Annotated in this window: 14 protein-coding genes; 8 read left to right on the top strand and 6 right to left on the bottom strand. The window is 58.6% G+C overall.

Annotation, left to right across the window (positions count from 1 at the left end; all coding sequences use genetic code 11):
• Window positions 1–18 precede the first annotated feature (18 nt).
• Window positions 19–1,059, top strand: coding sequence for a tetratricopeptide repeat protein (locus tag VEI50_08030; GenBank protein HXX75064.1), 1,041 nt, complete (start codon window positions 19–21; stop codon window positions 1,057–1,059).
• A 512-nt stretch (window positions 1,060–1,571) separates the two neighbouring features.
• Here the strand turns inward: VEI50_08030 and VEI50_08025 are convergent.
• From VEI50_08025 to VEI50_08005, 5 genes are all read right to left on the bottom strand, one after another.
• Window positions 1,572–1,841, bottom strand: a complete 270-nt coding sequence (locus VEI50_08025; GenBank protein ID HXX75063.1) for a hypothetical protein — start codon at window positions 1,839–1,841, stop codon at window positions 1,572–1,574.
• An 87-nt stretch (window positions 1,842–1,928) separates the two neighbouring features.
• Entirely contained in the window at window positions 1,929–2,267 is a 339-nt protein-coding gene (locus VEI50_08020; GenBank protein ID HXX75062.1) for a P-II family nitrogen regulator, read from the bottom strand.
• Window positions 2,268–2,300: 33 nt separating this feature from the next.
• A complete protein-coding gene (locus VEI50_08015) occupies window positions 2,301–5,540 on the bottom strand; it encodes a DUF2309 domain-containing protein (protein HXX75061.1) in 3,240 nt (1,079 codons plus the stop codon).
• The gene (locus tag VEI50_08010; GenBank protein HXX75060.1) at window positions 5,528–6,847 is read right to left on the bottom strand and encodes a proton-conducting transporter membrane subunit; all 1,320 of its coding nucleotides are present in this window, start codon (window positions 6,845–6,847) and stop codon (window positions 5,528–5,530) included. The genes VEI50_08015 and VEI50_08010 overlap by 13 nt, the downstream gene beginning before the upstream one ends.
• Window positions 6,835–8,535, bottom strand: coding sequence for a proton-conducting transporter membrane subunit (locus tag VEI50_08005; GenBank protein ID HXX75059.1), 1,701 nt, complete (start codon window positions 8,533–8,535; stop codon window positions 6,835–6,837). The genes VEI50_08010 and VEI50_08005 overlap by 13 nt, the downstream gene beginning before the upstream one ends.
• 383 nt (window positions 8,536–8,918) lie before the next feature.
• Here VEI50_08005 and VEI50_08000 point away from each other — a divergent pair, with 383 nt between their 5' ends.
• The 7 genes from VEI50_08000 (at window position 8,919) to ettA (ending at window position 16,995) form a co-directional block, all read left to right on the top strand.
• Entirely contained in the window at window positions 8,919–9,263 is a 345-nt protein-coding gene (locus VEI50_08000; protein ID HXX75058.1) for a DUF2294 domain-containing protein, read from the top strand.
• 176 nt (window positions 9,264–9,439) lie between these two features.
• A complete protein-coding gene (locus tag VEI50_07995; GenBank protein ID HXX75057.1) occupies window positions 9,440–10,915 on the top strand; it encodes a YdiU family protein in 1,476 nt (491 codons plus the stop codon).
• A gap of 105 nt (window positions 10,916–11,020) precedes the next feature.
• Window positions 11,021–11,608, top strand: coding sequence for a hypothetical protein (locus VEI50_07990; GenBank protein HXX75056.1), 588 nt, complete (start codon window positions 11,021–11,023; stop codon window positions 11,606–11,608).
• On the top strand, window positions 11,520–14,267 hold the full coding sequence (locus VEI50_07985; GenBank protein HXX75055.1) for a hypothetical protein: 2,748 nt from the start codon (window positions 11,520–11,522) through the stop codon (window positions 14,265–14,267). Before VEI50_07990 ends, VEI50_07985 begins: the two co-directional genes overlap by 89 nt.
• Window positions 14,268–14,277: 10 nt before the next feature.
• Window positions 14,278–14,994: a hypothetical protein gene (locus VEI50_07980; protein ID HXX75054.1), complete on the top strand. Its 717-nt coding sequence runs from the start codon at window positions 14,278–14,280 to the stop codon at window positions 14,992–14,994.
• A 37-nt stretch (window positions 14,995–15,031) separates the two neighbouring features.
• Window positions 15,032–15,199: a hypothetical protein gene (locus tag VEI50_07975; GenBank protein HXX75053.1), complete on the top strand. Its 168-nt coding sequence runs from the start codon at window positions 15,032–15,034 to the stop codon at window positions 15,197–15,199.
• A gap of 110 nt (window positions 15,200–15,309) precedes the next feature.
• Window positions 15,310–16,995, top strand: coding sequence for an energy-dependent translational throttle protein EttA (ettA, locus tag VEI50_07970; protein ID HXX75052.1), 1,686 nt, complete (start codon window positions 15,310–15,312; stop codon window positions 16,993–16,995).
• A 6-nt stretch (window positions 16,996–17,001) separates the two neighbouring features.
• On the opposite strand, the gene VEI50_07965 is transcribed toward ettA, so the two are convergent.
• Window positions 17,002–18,510: an aldehyde dehydrogenase family protein gene (locus VEI50_07965; GenBank protein HXX75051.1), complete on the bottom strand. Its 1,509-nt coding sequence runs from the start codon at window positions 18,508–18,510 to the stop codon at window positions 17,002–17,004.
• Window positions 18,511–18,746: the final 236 nt, after the last annotated feature.

Here is an 18,746-nt window from a genome sequence, read left to right as displayed (position 1 = left end):
AAGCAGCAGCCTCGTTCCATGCCCGATTACCAAACACAATGTGAAGCGACCCTGCTCGAAGGGCGATGGGATGCTGCAGAGCAAGAGGCGCTCGCCTGGGCCCGGCATCCGCCTCCCGGAACGACCAGAGACCCGCGGCCGCATTTTGCGCGCAATGTCGTGCAGCTGATCCGAGGGCAATTTGGTGAGGCCTGGCAGACGCACGCCCTCTGTCTACAGGAGGCCGACGACATCGCTCAGGTCAAACAATGGGTCAACGGATTCGTGGTGCGACAGGCGGGGCAGGCCAATGCCCACCTCGTGATGGGTCTCTTTTTGTCTCAATCGGGAGAATCCGAACAGTCGATCCAATCGTACAAAGAAGCCGCCAAGCTCGCGCCCCTGTCCGCCTATCCCCACTACTTTCTCGCGCAAATCCACGAGCGGGCCGATTATCTCGAAATGGCGATCAAAGAATATCGCGAAGCTGTCCGACTCGATCCCGCCTACGTGCCGGCGCGCACCAACCTGGGCGTGGCCTATCAAGAGCAGGGGCGTTTGGAGATGGCAATCCCGCAGTACCGCGAAGTGATTAAACTCAACCCGAACGATGCCGTCGCCCATGCAAACTTGGCCTGCGCGCTGGCAGAGCAAGGGAAGACGCAGGCCGCGCTCTTGGAATACCAAGAAGCGCTGCGTCTGAATCCGAACGATGGTGAAGTGCACTTCGCCTTGGGCGGCTTGTACGAAACTAAGAACCGGTCTGATTTGGCGATGAAGGAGTATCAAGCGGCGGTCGAGGCCAATCCGAACATCGCACCGGCCCACTCAGCGATCGGCTGGATGCTCTTTGATAGGGGCCAGCGGGAAGAGGCGATGGACAGCTTCAATCGCGCCCTGAAAGCCGATCCCGAGGACGCAAGAGCGTATCTCGGCGTGGCCAAAGTCTATGCGAGCCGCGGCAAGGTGCAATTGGCGATTGAGAACTACACCAAGGCCATCAAGTACGAGCGGGACCCGCAGAAGAAGAACGACATCATGAACAAACTCTACAAAGAAGGCGGGACGTGGGATACGTAGGGGATGGTGGGCTGCTGCTCCGGCGATGGGTTAGGCCGCGTGGTTCTATCACTGCTTGGCTGCGCAACTCGTTCCGTCCAAAACTCCGTCCGAACGGAACTTCGGACAGTGCTCGCCATCGCCTCCGGCGACCGCAGCGACAGAACCATGCAACCCCCTCGCAAGTCGCAGCGAGCCCAACCATCCCGTTGGGGTTGGCAGTGGAGAGGATAAGAGAAAATGGTGCTCAGTGCATGCGCGCAGTGGGAGATCAATCAGCCCCCACGCTTGAGGAGGGAACGAGCGAGCTTGGAGGGAGTATTGAATTGGTTGGTGCTTGTTCGACGGGCGCACGACGGGACCGATCCAGATCACCCGTTGGGAGGGACCAAGCAAGCTCGGAAGGACCATTTTAAAGGCGGTGCCTCTTGAGGCATACAGTGGAAGAACCAAATCCCGCCACATTCAAAGCGGGTGTGGGAAGAGCAACGGTCTATTTGACAGTGGAAGGATAGAACCTGGCAAGAAAGGAACTATAATTCTCTGATTGCTCCCTGAAGGACCGTGATCTGCGTCACTGGATCGCCCGACGATTTCAATTCGGTGCGAATCTGATCTTTGAGATAGGACGAATATCCGATGCGATCGATGAGCAGATCGAGGAACCGCTCGGGTGGCAGGAGGCTCTGGGATTTCAGTTCTTCCACGGTCTCGTCGCTTACCGGCACATAGGTGCTGCCCATGTGGAAGACCACATTGTAGTAGCGATCCCGGCCGATACGCTCGAACCGTAAACCCTTCATCGTTGCACCGTGGCGAAACCTGCCTCAGAGGGGCTCATTTTAGACAGGTTCTGGTCGTGAAGACAAGGGCGGGGCGGATCGCGTCGTTCAGGCCTCTTTGCCCTTCTTGCCGAAATATTCCTGCCTGCTCACGGCCACGTCGGCGACGAACATGACACCGGAATGCCGCTCGAACAGCGGCCGCAGCCCGGCCAAGATCGGCTCGACTTTCTCCTCGGGGACCACCGTCATGATCATCTCCAGGCTTTCCTGCTCACTGAACATGAAATGGGCTTCGCGCACGCCGTGGTGACCTTTGCCGGATACGTTCCCGATGATGGTGTAGCCGGTGGCGTTGACCCGGTCGAGTAAGTCGGTCACGAACGCCCGCTGTTCTCCTGCCACGATCACGCGGATTTCCTTCATCGGATGCAATGTCAAACCCATTAACGAACTCCTTTCCTAGCTCGACGGTTATACCTAACTCGCTAAGACGCTCCACTCGCCGGTCGGGCGGTATCGATACCATACCTGGTCTTCCGGGTCGAGCGCGACGAGGTGCACCCACTCGTTGTGATAGTAATGCTGCAGCACTTCATGCCGCGCAATCAGCTTTTCGATCCGTTCACGCGGCGCCTCGATGATCGTCAGCAGCCGCATCGGTTCGTGATACGGCACGTCGCCGTTCATCACCGTTTGCCTGGCCAATCCAAGTCGAAGATCACTCCAAGGTCCCGACATAATGCCGAGCCGCCCCACGACGTTGTGGTAGACCTTGCTCCCGCTCCCGTATACGTCGTTGTCGACCGCGGAGAAATAATGTTCCATGTTGATCCACTGCGCCACGACCTGCGGCGCGGTGAGCAGCACTTCGAGCAGACGATTGCTCGGGTCTTCGCGATAGTCGTAGGAGTGCAAGAACACACGTCCGCCAAGGTCCAACCCCTTTGTGAGTGCCCGTCGACCGATCAAGAACGCCGTATTGCCGGAGAGACCCCACTCCGGTCGGACCTGACTCCAATCTGAACTCCGTCGACGGACACGAGTTTCGGCATTCGTTCCCTCTAGCGCCTGCTGAATGTCGGGAAAGCGCGCACAGCGCTCCTGGCTAGTGAGCGCGGAGGCCTCCTTGAGATCCTTCTGGAGACGAGCCAGGTCTGCACGGTGCGTCGGCGGCACGTCCTCCAAGTCGAAGACTTGCACCTCGTCAGTCGTCGTGTCCATTTGGCCGGCGAGAAAGTGGGTATCGGACGGAATCTCGATGCCGGTCCTGATGAGGCGTTCTCTCACTTTCTGGTTGTTCGCCATCATCGCGAGGACGCGGGCGTTGGGCTTGCCCTCATTGCCGCCGCAGGCGCCGCAATCGAGCGCGGATTCGTAGGGATTATTGTCCGACGTGCTGCCATGGGCGCAGAACAGGACCAGGCGTGCAAAATTCTTCGTCAATCCCATCATGCGTAGAGCGGTATCGACCGTGAGCGTCTGTTCTTCAAGCGTGAATCCAGTGCGCGTGATCCGCTCCTTCTGCCGGGAGGCCGAGCGCGCGTTGAGGTCGTAGTGGCGGCGCAAGGTCTCGACGAGGCCGTTCACCACATCGGTTGAGAGACCTGCTTGGTTGGCCACTTCGGCCAACGATGGGTCCAGGTCACCAGATCCGCTCAAGGCGCGCTGCCGCAACCCTTCGACCAATGCAGGCGTCATGCGGGAACTGCGCAACCCGATCCGTTCCTGCAGCGCCTTCCTGACGAGAGCCTGTTGCTCGGCGGCCAGCATCTCCGCCGTTTCGGCCGGCGCGAGCTTATCCACGGTGAGTGTCGTGGCGATCGACGGCACGAACAGGTTCCGCAACCAGGAGGTCCAGCGTCGATAAAGCGCTGGCAGGAATGTTTTGCCGAAGATCGGGAACCCGTAGAACCAACCCAACGATTCCACCATGACATAGGGCGTCACGACGTTTTCTTTGAGATCGTGTAACAGTGTGTGACCCGCCTGTACCCATCTGGTGCGAGCCTCGTGCTTGGACACCTTGTGATCGAAATAGCTCCGGGGGATTTCCCGCACCTCGTTCTTGGCGCGCATGATGGCCGGAAACTGTTCGGTGTCATGTTCTTTTCCCCACGCGCGATAGCGAATGAACGCGGCAAAGAATCCGGCGAAGCCATAGGTCTCGTTGGGCCCTGTGGATTCGAGATGCCGGCGGAACGGCTCCGATCGCACGTCGATGCAGTAGACCGATTGTGAATAGGGGCGGGCTATACCAGGGACTCGCGTCGCTCCCTCCTCCTGCTTAGCCGGAGGCGCCTCACCCTCACGCGCGTTGCGCACAAGCTTGATTATCAGCGATTCGTGGTATCCGGCTTCAAATGCCTTGAGCCATAACGGTCCATGGTCCGATTCAGGAAAGGCCTCCATCCACTTGATGAGTTGTTTCAGATCACTGTGAGCACTATCGACGAGCGCGACTGGATCGATGTCGAACGATCGAGCGAATGCCAGCAGCCTTCTCGCCATGTCACGCCTGGCCGCCGCTTGCTGGCGTGGAACAACCTCCGTTCTATAACGCTCGATGACGCTGCGCCAGCCGTTTCGTTTCTGATGTCGCAGCCGGTCAACTTCCTCAGCGTAGAGGGCCGGCAATCGGCCGGCGACCCGCTGTCGTCTCAGATAATATTCTTCCGGATAGTTCCGCATGTAGGTAGTGACGGCGTCGTAGCGACCCTCAATGCCCAGTTCTTCGCGGCAGGTCTTTTGGACCAACTCGCGCGCGTACCAGAGACGGATGGCCAGAAATTTCACGAGGCCGGCCGGATAGGCTTGCTGCCAGGGATAATTCCGTTCCTCTCCACGCCACTTGATGAAGCCGGCCCAGCCTGGCAGCGCGGTCAGTTGCAGAGCCAGATAATCCTGTCGAAGTTCAGCCGGAATGCCGAGTGCATCCAGACTGTCGAGGAGAGCATCTTCGGGATACTCCGGAAGCCGCACGATTTTTCTGCCGCTGTCCCTGATTCCGCAAGGCGACCATTCGTGGGAGGCGATCATTTTCCAGGCCCCGTAAAGTCCCTTCTCCCGCTCCGGCATGGGCCAGGCCGCATGGTCTTCATCCAGGAACGCTTCGCACCATTTAATCAATTGATCGTTGATCTGCCGGACGACCTGCGTGCCGAATGTGTCATCGCACCAGTGCGAGAGCGTAAGCCAGCGTCCCAGAGCTAGTTGATCCCCTTCAACGATCTTGTCGATCCGCTCGCGCACGTCCCGCACCTTGAGGATGGACGTCAGCTTGACCGCGAGCTTGTCGATCAGTTCCTGCCAAGGATCCGGAAGTTCCGTTTCCAAGGGCTCGACGAGCGGTTCGCAGAGTCCTTCCGTCAGGCAGGCCCGTAGAACCTCGCCGTGTGTAACCCTACGACCTCCGATGGTCACGTGCTTGTCGAGAACCAGTGGTTTCAGCGCGGCGTCGACGTGCTCGGTTCTGATGCGGCCCGACTCGAGGCAGGCGCGATACTGATGGCTTGGGAGGTAGCCGTTACCATCCATGAATTGCCTGCCGCGGCGGACGGTCTCTTCAAACGGGAGGTACTCGAGGCTATGGAGCGGATTGTGGTGCACGAACATGCGCATCGGCCAATACTGCGCGACGACTTCGCCCGCGAGGTGGACGATCCCTCGCAGCTCCATCCGTCTTGTTTCGATGTCGGACCGGTTCTCTACTTGTTCCATGCGAACAATCCCGTGAACGCGCCGGTTGCTGTTGCCATCGCGTCAGGCCCGAAAAACGTAGCTGGCATCATGCCCAACGCGAGCAACACCGCAACAAGAATCATCAGCGCGGCCAACTCACTATGGAGGAGATCGGTGTAGCGTAGATCGTGACGCTTGGCTCCGAAGAGCCATTGCTGCACCATCCCCATGATGTACCAAGAAGCGGCGAGCCAGGCCGTCACCATGATGAGGATTGAGAGTGAGAACGGCACGGCAGACGCCAACAGCAAACCCATGAAGCCGGCAAACAGACCGAACGGCGGCAGACCCATCGCTGCCAGTGCGAGGAGCGAGAGAAGGACCGCATAGCGCGGCATGGTCGCGGCCAACCCGCTGATGGATTGCGGGTCCACATCGTCTCCGTAGCGTGTACGGATGACCTGCCAGGCGAGCAACAGCCCGCTGGTGATGAGACCGATAGCGCCGACGAAGATCGTTGCACGTGGTGGCGTGGCGTGAGTCATGGCCGCAACCCACCACAGCATCGAGTACAACGACAAGCTCCCGAACGAGAGCAACAGTCGAGCTCGCGATTGCGCCAACGCCTTGCCGGCTCCGTACAAAGTTCCCGCCAGCGCGAGCAGGGTCACCGTCCAGGCCACTGAGTCCGGCACCGTCTGCATGCCGGAGGCCAACCCATGCAGTCCAATTGAGGGAAAGAGCAACACAATGAACGAGGGGAGGCTGCCAGGGAGTCGCGTGAGCGCGGTGATGTATCCCTCATGAAACGGGACAAGCGGCAACAAGATGGCGCAGGCCAGCAAGGACATGACCGAGGACAGAGGTGGACCGGCCACGATAGAGACCGCGACACACATGGCGGCGAGCCCATACGCACCGATGCCTAACCAGGAGATTGGCCACAAAGGAGTATGGTGGCGGTAGAGCAGCACAGCGGTCAGGATCAACAAGAGCATCTGACCTATCTGGCCGAGGAGATTTTGACTCGTGAGGATGCCCAATCCCAACCCAAGAAACACGAGGGTCAGCATCCATGAAGGTCGATGGTTCTGATGAACCGGCTGACCCAGAAGGGACGCGCAGGCAGCAACCGGCAGAAGATAGACCAGCAACAAGCCTTCTGGTGGGGTTGCAAGATACCCCGACCATCCAATAGCAGCAGCTAGGCTCGCGACGGAGAAGATGACCGACCAGTTCTTGAGATGCTCCGGTCGCGACCAGACCAGTACACTCGATGCGGCGCCTAAAAGAGGAATGCCGGCCAGCAGCAACGGAACCAGCGCGCCTTCCATCATCGCGACCATCCTTGTGCGCTCTTGTCGAATCGGTCGAGGAGTCGCGTTACGATCCTTCCGAGGGTCTGATAGATCTCGTCCGCGAAGAGCCGATTCATAAACAGGACGTACAGCCGAATCCTCAGGCCTTCGATCCAGGCCGGCATCCACACGGTCCGACCATGGGCGCGCATGTAGAGGTACGACCAACTCGCGATCGTCAGGACGGTGGCCAGGAGGATGATGAGATCGAACAGCCAATTCGCCAGAGCCGCGGCCTTGAAGTAGGACGCGACTTCCTGCGGATCCGGGTACAAGAACGCGGTGAAAGATTCCACCGCGAACAGATAGACAAACACGATGAAGAGCAATGTCAGCAACATCGCTGCCGATACTTTCCACGAAGCCACGGCGCGCAAGCGCGTGAGCGTCAGGATGGCTTGCGAGGAGGTGATCCAAATAAAGAACAGAAAGATCACGGTGCCTTGCGACTCGAGGAGCGGGATATGCAGCACGCCGTGCGTGACGAGCAGGATCAACAGGGGAATGAAGAGAGTCGTCACGAACCCGGTCGACCAGGTGAGGCGAGAGAAGGACCCTTCCTCCTCCTGATGGTCGACGTGCGGGAAGTGGGGTTCTTGCCTGGCCTTATGGATGACATTGCCGCAGTTCAGGAAGACAGTGGCCTTGAAGAGGCCGTGGGCGATCAAATGGAACACGGCCAATGAGAACGCGCCTAAGCCACATTCCATGATCATGTAGCCCATTTGGCCGATCGTGGAGAAGCCGAGGGTTTTTTTGATGTCGTTCTGTGCCAACATCATGCTGGCGCCGAGGATGGCCGTCATGGTTCCGACGACGAAGGCGACATGCAACGTGGTTGAGCTGAGTCCGAAGAGCGGCGCCAGTCGATTAATCAAAAACCCGCCGGCGTTGATGATGCCCGCATGCAGCAGCGCATGCACCGGTGTCGGAGCATAGAGGGAACGGGGCAGCCAGACGTGGATCGGAAACTGCGCCGACTTGCTCATTCCGCCGATGAACAGCAGCAGGGTAACGGCGGTCGGGCCGCTGATTTCGATTCCAGGCAAAGGGGAAAGGACGATCGACGTGCCAGCTGCCCTGGCGAACAGCGCCTGGTATTCCAACGTGCCGTAGAGCGAGTGGGCCAGAACAATGCCGGAGAGGAATGCCACGTCGCCGACGCGCAGGAGGGTAAACGTTCGAAAGGCGCCTTCCAACGTCGCCGCGTGCGCATGATTGTGGGCCAGCACATAGAGCAGGTAACTCAGGAGTTGCCAGAAGATGAACAGCATCATGAGGTTGCTGCTCGAGACCATGCAAAGCAGCACGAAGGTTGTGAACCCGATGAGGGCCAGATACCGGGATTCGTGCTGGTCCTGGTACATGTACCCGACGGAATAGGTATAGATGATGGTGCCGACCGCCGAGATCAGGACCATCATGACCGCACTGAGCCGGTCGATGTGGAAGCCGATGGGAAAGCCGATGGAGGCCAACGACGAAGGGTCGTAAAACCGAATGGTGATCGGTCCCTGTGTCGCGACGACATAGAGCGTGACGATGGCTCCACAGAAGGCCGCGCCGATCGGCCAGGCCGCGATCTTGGCGCGCTGATATCGCGTGTTGTCCGGACCGGCCACGACGATGAGCGCGGTTAACAGCGGGAGCAACGGGACGAGCAGCACAGCCGACATCAGCACCTCGAAGCATTTCAAAACACAAAAGCCAACCGACATGCTCGACCGGCAGTCGAGGCATCCCGGTTGGCTTGTACTGCGACCAGCCTCTGGATCAAACTGCCGGTCACCCTACGGCCCTGTTGTCAACGAACCCAGCGTCCTGTTCGTCCTCGAGCCACCGTCGGGACAAGCAGCAGCGCCGCCTGATAGTAACGAGTCCCTTCAATAATACGGCACCCTGATCACCGTCAAGCACTGATTGAGCGTGAGGCCATTCAACCGGCGCCCCTTGGCCCGAAAGACCTATGACACATTACATCGTTGAGACAAATGGCTTAGGTTTCCGCTTGTTCGTGCTCCCAGGCGATCCTATAATCCTGTGCGCAGACGGACAGATCATGGAAAACGCGATTCGCAACGCGATTATCAAGTTCGAGCAGGAATTCATGGGACGAGGTCCCGACGATGTCCGGGCCTTTATCGTCCGTGATGTGGTCGTCGTGCGGCTCAAAGGGGTGCTCACGCCGGCCGAACGTCAGTTGGCGAAGACCACAGAAGGTGTCGAAATGGTCAAGCGTCTACGCCAGAATTTGATCGCGCAAGGACGGGATAAACTCTGCGAACAGGTGAGCGAGATCACGGGCGCCAAGATCCTGGGGGTCTTCACCGACATCGACGTGCAGCTCGGGGAACGGGTCTTTGTTTTTACGGTGGATCGGGACCTCAAGAATGGCGGACGCTAGGCAGGAACAGAAGGTTGGAGAAACTCGTGGATGGCTTTACGGGATTTCGTATCGAAATCTTTGAGAAAGAAGAAAGAACTCTTCGCTCGACTCCACATAAGCCACGATTTGAGGGTCATGGAGGCTCTCGTTCAGCCTGCTTGAAAGCGGCTCGTTAGCCCTGGCATGCTGGGGCCATGGCCGGACGTTCGCTGGAAACTCTTTCTTTCGACAACACCTACTCCCGTTTACCCGAAGCGTTTTACGCCAAGCTGAACCCGACCCCGTTCGGCTCTCCACCGTATCTGGTTCATGCCAATCGTGCCGCGGCGCGGCTGATCGACCTCGACCCTGACCAATTCACTCGCCCTGAGTTTGCCGGTGTATTCGGAGGCAGCCTCCTGGCGCCGGGCATGGAGCCGCTCGCGATGATCTACTCCGGCCATCAATTTGGCGTCTATGTTCCTCAACTTGGCGACGGTCGTGCGATTCTACTGGGTGAGGTCAAGAATGAGCGAGGCGAGCGGTGGGATCTGCAACTCAAGGGAGCAGGCCTCACTCCCTTTTCGCGCGATGGCGACGGGCGTGCCGTCCTGCGTTCGACGATCCGGGAATATCTCTGCTGTGAGGCGATGCACGGGCTGGGTATTCCATCGACGAGGGCGCTCTGTATCGTCGGGAGCGATGAGAAAGTCTACCGGGAACAGGTCGAAACCGGCGCGATGCTGGTGCGCATGGCTCTGTCCCACGTTCGGTTCGGCACGTTTGAGATCTTTTACTATCGGAAACAGTACGAACATCTTAAGGTCCTCGCCGACTATGTCGTTGCGAATCACTATCCCCACCTCGTCAGTGCGAGCAACAAATACGCACGCTTCTTTGGGGAAATCACAGAACGGACCGCGAAACTGATCGCTCAGTGGCAGGCGGTCGGGTGGGCGCACGGCGTGATGAACACCGACAATATGTCGATCAATGGGATCACGCTGGACTATGGTCCCTTTGGGTTCATGGACGATTACGATCCGGGCTTTATCTGCAACCACTCAGATCACAATGGCCGCTATGCCTTTAACCAACAGCCCTTCATCGGCTTGTGGAATCTCAGCTGTCTCGCCCAGGCCCTCTTGCCGCTGGCCCCGAAGGAGGAGCTGAAGGCCACGTTGGATCGCTATACGCCGATTCACCAGGACCATTATTTGGAACTCATGCGCACCAAGTTGGGCCTCGAAGCTGCGCGGCCGGAGGATGAATCGCTCGTGACCGATCTCTTGCTTCTCATGGCTCAAAGTCAGGCGGATTATACGAACGTTTTCCGAGCACTGGGCGATTTTCGTTCAGCGTCGGGAGAGCTGAACGAAGGGTTGCGCGATTATTTTGTGGATCGAGGTGCGTTCGACGGCTGGGCTGCTCGCTACCGCGCTCGCCTGCAGGACCAGGCTGGTACCGACGCTGAACGGAGCGAGCGGATGAACCGAGTCAATCCTAAGTATGTCCTGCGCAACTATCTGGCCCAGCAGGCGATCGAGAAGGCGCAACAGAAGGATTTCTCCGAGATCGATCGCTTGGTCACTCTGCTGCACCTTCCCTACAGCGACCAGCCCGGAATGGAAGCCTACGCGGCTCCTCCTCCCAACTGGGGCAAGCATCTCGCGGTCAGTTGCTCCTCATAGCTCCACCTTCCGCCCGCCAGGCAGCTGAACGCCCAGGTCCGCTTGCAGTCCCCCACGCACTCTGTTGTACAGTGTCGGGGCTGTTCGGCCGAGGACACAGGCATTATGGCGAAGAAGCCTGGCGATTCGAAACTGGCGGTGGCGGGGGCGCTCACGCTCGCTCTGGCCGTCGCTGGCGTACTGTTAGTGAAGGAGCCGTTGCGCAGCTCGCGGCCGGTCGGCACCGGGTTGGAGATGAAGCAGACGACCGGAGAGGAATTGGTCCGGGCGAGGCTCTGGGAAGATCCGGTAGCTGCGGTCGAACGGGCCATACGAGAGAAAGGATCAACCAAGGCGGCATCCGCCACCTCTCACATGCCGTCCTTGGCTCAACGGCTCAGGTCGCTCCGGCACGCCATCGTCGAGCGGGTCACAAACGGCGAGCGCCTGACCGTCCTTCTGGTGACGACGAGCGGGGGGCCCTACGTCGAGAGCACCGAATCGCGTATCCGCGATCGGTATGCCATCGGGACCGCGCTCGGTGTGGCTTGTTACGCTCCGGAAGACGAAGGCCACCTGTCCTTTGTGGACTGGGACCCGCAAGGCGTCGTTCAGGGACTGTCCTATGAATGGTATCTATCGCCTCAGGAAGACGAGGGTCTGTGGAGAAGCAGGATCGCGTGCGGACAGCGTCCTCGTCGTCTGGTTGCCTGATGAAGCCTTCAGTCGCGGGTTCTTCGCCACGCTGACGTCGCTCTCCCAAGGGCTTGTCTGCCAGGAAACCGATCGGAGCGAGTGCCTGTTGACCGACGACAAACGCAAGTTGGCGTGGCTGAACCCCTCGTTGCGGCGGGCGGTGACGTTCAAAATCATTGGCCCTCGCAGTTCGTCGGCGTACCGTTCGCTTCTGGATGAGGCCGGGAAACTGTACGGCGGTTCTCACGAAGGTATCGGCGTCTGGCCGAACGCCGATGGCGCGATTGACCTTTATTCCCCTTGGGCCACCGCGATGAAGGGCCTGCTGGCCTACGGGCTCAGGGCGGAGTCCGGCAAGGGAGCGGCTTGCGCGACGTACGAAGATTGCGAACAGGAGTTTTATCGCCGGTTGGCCGATGCGAACGTGCGACTGGTCTACGATATTGGATCCGATGACCAACGGTTCGAAGCGCTGATCGCTGAGTTGGAACGGAGACAGGTCCGGCTCGGATGGGATGCTGTCATCCTCATCAGCGAGTGGGATTCGTTCTACGGGCGGGCCTTGCCCATCGAGTTCCGCGCTGCCGCCTGCGCGAAGGTGGCGACCTTCACCGAGGCCGACCTGAAAGAAATCCAGGTGCCGGTGGGAATCAAGGGCTGGTGTCCGTCGATCCCCCGTGGCATCGATTTGCAGATCCAGCGGCCGGCCGACTACGAATCACTTACGCTGAATGTCTTTCGCTACAGCTATCTCAGCGGCTTGGACGGTGAAGTGCCGGGCGATGACGCGGCGAGAGCCGCTCGGGCCGCAAAGGCAGCAGCCGGGGACCAGTCCAAAGACACAACCCGAGACCGTCCGGAAGGGACCAGTCAACTCGATTACGTGCGAGCGCTGGTCGCTCGCATACATGATGAAGGGGAGGGGGCCAGGGCCATCGGCATTCTGGGTACAGATCCCTACGACGCGTTGCTCATCATCAGAGCCCTACGTCCGGCATTCCCGCACGCGATCTTCTTCACCGTCGATCTGGACGCGCGCCATCTCCATACGAGCGAATATAAGGCGACGCGTAATATGGTTACTGCCTCGCCGTTCGGCCTGCAGTTGGAGGGAGGTCTCCAGCGCGATGTCTCGCCCTTCCGCAGCAGTTATCAAACCTCGGCATACTTTGCCGTCCTGCAAGCGGTGGAGCACGTCCTCTGTGAATCGCATGGTCATCAAAGACAGGTCGAGCCCTGCACGACTGAGTACCATGTTTCGCTGATGCCGGAGGATCGTCTCTACGACGCCGGAACTCATCCGAGACTGTTTGAAGTGGGCCGTGAGGGTGCTGTGGACTTGAGCGTGGTGGACAAAGAAGGGGTGCGAACGATCCATCCCCTGAGGGCGGATCTCGCCCAGACCGACGACCATGGGCAGCTGAAACGGGGTGTGGAATTCAATAATACAGCGGTCGCCGTCCTCATGGTTATCGCACTCATGATCGGAACGATCATTGCTTGGAGCAATCAGCGTCTGTGGCTGTGGGTATCACGGAACCCGAACCTCTTGGGAGTCGTGGGAGTCCTCCTCCTCGCCTTTTTCGCGGCCTTCGTGGCATTCGGCGGTGCGCCCGCGCTGCTGGCCCGACACGATGAGGGAGAGCCGTTCTCCTGGACCGCCGGAGCCAGCGTCTGGCCAAGCGAATTGATTCGTCTCTTCGTGGTGGTGCTCAGCCTGGTATTCCTTGCAAAGGGATGGCGAGACCTTAGCAAGAACGGCGACTTCATTACGGATGATTTCCTCTTCCAAGATGAGTCCATCTTTCAACGTTTCTCACCGAAGACCTTCTGGCTCAATCTGAAGCGAGTCGCTCATCCGGCCGCAACGATGACGGCGACAACGGTGGACCAGGCCTGGTCGTGGTATCGCGAAGCAAGCAAGCCGGCGCAGTGGTTCGCCCGGACCGTCTTGTTGTTTCTCCTCTATCTCGGAATGACGTGGTTATTGGGCTACTATGTATTGGAGGAGGAGTATATTCATCCCTGCCGCGGTCGACTGAGCTGCGCAGTGGATTGGGTCATGACGCTGAGCAGCACGGTCTTGGTCGTATTCCTCAATCTTGCGGTGTTCGATGCCGTGATGTTGTGCCGCCGTTGGATCGGCTGGGTGACGGCTTCGACCGGCGGCTGGTCGCAACAGGTGCAAGAGCAATATCTTGTCGAATATGGGTTGAGTGAAACCCGGAAGGCCGAGTTCGAGAAGCTGAAGTACCTCGCGGTAGTTGATTTGATCGGGCGGCGGACAGAAGTGGTGAATCGTCTGATCCGGTATCCCTTTATCGCCTTGATCATCATGATTGCGGGACGGAACGACTACTTCGATATCTGGAATTATCCTCTCCTCTTACTGCTCTCCTGGACGTTAAATGTGTTCCTTGCGCTGCTGGCTGCGTATCTGCTGTACCAGGCAGCGAGCCAGGCGAAAGCCGCCATGCTCGATGGGCTGAGCCGGCACATGGTCCAGGCTTTGGAAGTCGGCCAGGATCGTGATGTCCGCATGAAGCAAATTCAGTTCATCATCGACGAGGTGGAAGCCAATGAAAAGGGCGCCTTCGTGCCGCTCTACCAGCAACCGGTGATCGAGTCTTCCATCTACGGCATCGTGGCACTGCTTCAATATCTCTACGCCCATTAACAAACCGCCGATGCGAGAAGTCATACTGGGTGGCTTGAACACGCGGCTCACGGGTGGAACCGACAGAAACGGAGGCGGCAACGGTCCCGTCGTCATCCTGCTGCACGGCTTCGGTGCACCAGGCGACGATCTTGTGGCGTTGGGGGATGTGCTGGCTGTCCCGAAAGGGACGCGATTTCTCTTTCCGGAAGGTCCTCTCTCGCTGAGCATGGGCTTCGGCGACTCCCGGGCCTGGTGGATTATCGATATGGCCCGGCTTGAAGCGGATCGGGCCGCGGGCCGAGTGCGAGACCTATCGGCCGAAGTGCCGCGCGGCCTTCCTGCCGCACGCGAGGCGCTCGAAAAGTTTCTTGCGCAGCTTCCTCGCGCAACTCCGATCGATTACAAAAAAACTGTGATCGGGGGATTTTCTCAGGGCGCCATGTTGAGCTGTGACATCGTCATGCGCACGCCGCACCCGTTCGCTGGACTCGTCCAACTCTCAGGGTCGCTCCTGGCGAAACAGGATTGGCGTCCCGCGGTCGCCAAACGAACAGGGGTTCCGGTCTTTCAGAGCCACGGCACACGGGACCCGATTCTCCCCTATGTCATGGCCGAACGGTTGCATGACGAATTGATCCACAATGGATTGTCGGTAGAATGGCACAGCTTTCGCGGTGGACATGAAATCCCGGAGATCGTGCTGCGGCAACTCGGTGCTTTTCTCACAAGAGTATTTACGACTTGAACGTGCGTGACTCGACGTTATTCTACAGAGCAATCCAATGTTGGTCTTAATCCACAAGGCATGTAGCGGGCCGGCAATCGAAGACGCGATGGTCGGCGAGGTCTGCGCGATCCCGATCGATCGGTTTCCCTTCGCGTGCTTCAGCTGCCTCGAAGACATCACTGACGAGTCAGAACTCAGGCTCTCTGAGGAACTGGGGATCTAAACGCTCCGGCGAGATACCCTCGAATCACTCCTCCTCGTGTTGTGCAACGCCACGCGCATTTGCTATCGTGGCCTCTCGCAGTCGGTTCACCCAGCAACGAGAAGGAACACATGGCAACCACAAACGATAAACAAGTCATTTTTTCACTCGTCAATGTCGGCAAAGTCTATCCACCGAAGAAACAGGTACTCCGGGAGATTTATCTCGGCTTTTACTACGGCGCCAAGATCGGTGTGCTGGGGTTAAACGGATCGGGGAAGAGCAGTCTGCTCAAGATCATCGCCGGGTCAGATCCGAACTACACCGGCGAGATTACGAGATCGAAGGGCTATTCGGTCGGCCTGCTCGACCAAGAACCGCAGCTCGATGCGAACAAGACGGTGAAAGAAATAGTCGAAGAAGGCAAGAAGGAACTTGTGGCGCTCTTGCACGAATACGAAGCCGTCAGTAACAAGATCGGCGAAGCGGATCCCGACGAGATGGAGAAGCTTCTCGACAAACAGGCGCAACTCCAGGAGAAAGTCGAAGCGGCCAATGGATGGGAACTGGAAAACGAATTAGAGATCGCGATGGATGCGCTGCGCTGTCCCCCGGCGGATCAGAAAATCGGGACGCTTTCCGGCGGCGAAAAACGCCGTGTGGCGCTCTGTCGTCTCCTGATTCAGGAGCCTGACATTCTACTGCTCGACGAGCCGACCAATCACTTGGACGCCGAATCGGTCCAGTGGCTTGAACAGCACCTGCAGCATTACAAAGGGACCGTGATCGCGGTCACGCACGACCGGTATTTTCTCGACAACGTGGCCGGATGGATTCTTGAACTCGATCGTGGCCACGGCATCCCGTTTCGAGGCAACTACACCTCCTGGTTGGAACAGAAGCAGGAGCGGCTCGAGAAGGAGGAAAAAGCGGAATCCAAGCGACGTAAAACGCTCGAACACGAACTGGAATGGATCCGCATGTCGCCAAAGGCTCGACAATCGAAGGGTAAGGCTCGAGTGAATCGCTACGAAGAACTCGTGAACCAGAAACAAGAGCAGCGGACCGACGACCTGGAAATCTATATTCCTCCGGGACCCCGACTGGGCGATGTGGTCGTGGAGACGAAGGGGATCAGTAAGGCTTACGACGACAAGGTACTCTTCGAAAACGTGAACTTTAACCTGCCGAAGGGCGGGATTGTAGGAGTGATCGGCCCGAACGGCGCCGGGAAGACGACCCTCTTTAAGATGATCATCGGGAAAGACAAGCCTGATGCCGGTTCAATCAAGATCGGCGAAACGGTCAAGCTCGGCTACGTCGATCAGGATCGGAGCCTGGACGGCAACAAGACCGTCTACGAGGTGATTTCAGACGGGCAAGAAACCGTGAAGTTGGGTAAGGTCGATGTCAACGCCCGCGGGTACTGCGCGCGGTTTAACTTCGCCGGGACGGATCAGCAAAAGAAAGTCAAAGACCTTTCAGGCGGTGAACGTAATCGCGTGCACCTCGCCCGGATGCTGAAAGAAGGGGCGAACCTCATCATCCTTGATGAGCCGACCAACGATCTCGACGTCAACACCCTGCGCGCCTTGGAGGAGGGACTCGAGAATTTCGCCGGCTGCGCCGTCATCAGCAGTCACGACCGATGGTTCCTCGACCGGATCGCAACCCATATTCTGGCTTTTGAAGGCGACAGTAAGGTCGTCTGGTTCGAAGGAAACTATAGCGACTACGAAGCAGACCGCAAGAAACGACTCGGTAAAGAAGCCGAACGGCCACACCGCATCCGGTATCGGAGGCTGACGCGCAGCTGAACCGAGTTACGCCGCAAACCAGCCGATCGGCTTATCCGAGAGGTCGACCCACACGCTCTTGACCTGCGTATACAGGTCGAGCGCATGCTTGCCGAGTTCTCGCCCGTAACCGGATTGTTTGTACCCACCGAACGGAGAAGCCGGATGGATCATGTTGTACGTGTTGATCCAGACCGTTCCGGCATGCACTGCCTTCGCGAACCGATGAGCCCGCCCGAGATCTCTGGTCCAGATTCCGGCTGACAGGCCGTAGATGGTGTCGTTGGCCTGTCGGATCAGATCCTCTTCGTCTTTGAACGGAAGAACCGCCGTGACTGGCCCGAAGATTTCTTCCTGAGCCACACGCATCTGATTCTGCACGTCGACGAGGATCGTGGGCTGAAAAAAATATCCCCGTTCAAGCGCACCGGAAAGGCGAGGCGGTTTCCCGCCGGTGAGCACGGTTGCCCCCTCCCGCTGGCCAATCGCGACATAGTTTTGAATCCGATTCAGCTGCTCCTCGGACACTTGCGGTCCCATCTGTGTGTCGGGCTGCAGAGGATCGCCGACTTTGAGGCGTTGTGCTTTCGCTCGGAACCGATCGAGGAATGAGTCTCGCACTGCGTCCGCGACGAAGAGACGCGAGCCGGCACAACAAACTTGGCCTTGATTGAAGAAGATCCCCATCATCGCGCCGTCAACGGCCTGATCCAGATCGGCGTCTGCAAAAATGATGTTCGGAGCTTTGCCGCCAAGTTCCAGCGAGACCTTCGCCAGGTTGTTGGCGGCTGCATGGGCGATCAATTTCCCGACTTCCGTCGAACCGGTGAACGCGATCTTGTCCACGCCTGAATGGGAGGCCAGTGCCGCTCCTGCCGTTTCACCGTAACCGGGTACAATATTGACTACACCGTCTGGGAATCCGGCTTCTTGGATGAGTTTGGCTAACTCCATGGCCGTGATGGGCGTTTGCTCCGCGGGTTTGAGCACGCACGTATTGCCCGCGGCCAGGGCAGGCGCAAGCTTCCAGGCGCACATCAGCAACGGAAAATTCCAGGGAATGATCTGGCCGCACACGCCGACCGGCTCCCGGAGCGTGTAATTGAACATCATTCCGGGGAGCGGAATCGTCGCCCCTTCGATTTTCGTGGCCCAGCCGGCAAAATATTCGAATGTCTCGACGACTTGGGGGAGATCGATGTAAGTTGCCTCGCGAATCGGTTTGCCGTTATCAGCCGTCTCCAATTCGGCCAATCGTCGCGCGTCGCGCTCGATCAACTGAGCCAGCTTGTACAGCATACGTCCACGATCGCGCGCGCTCACGTTGTGCCAGACACCTTCATAGGCTTTGCGAGCGGCGCGCACGGCGTTATCGATATCGGCCGCGTCGCCTTCTGCGACCTCGGCGAGTGATGCACCGGTCGATGGATTTGGCGTGGTGAATGTTTTGCCCGATCGAGCATCAACCCACTTCCCATCGATGAACAGCTGATAGCGGAGAGTCTTGGTTGAACTAGGGAGAGCCGGAGACGCCATAGCGCACCTCCTTGACAAGAGCGAGGGACTGAAGCGCACTACTAGTTTCACTATACCACCTAATGAACGACGCGTGCCGCGGAGTGTTGCGCTCGAACCAGATCTCCCTATAATGACTCGATCATTACACTTCGATGGGGTGTCGACCAGCCACCAGCTTCAGTCGGGTGAGGGAGATCCCTCACATTAGCCGGCTCCGAGCATTGTGTGACGATGAGCCGGACTGGCGCACCCTA

The sequence above is a fragment of the Nitrospiraceae bacterium genome, assembly GCA_035623075.1.
In the GTDB taxonomy this organism is placed as follows: Bacteria; Nitrospirota; Nitrospiria; order Nitrospirales; family Nitrospiraceae; genus DASPUC01.
This window is presented reverse-complemented; position numbering and strand designations above follow the sequence as displayed.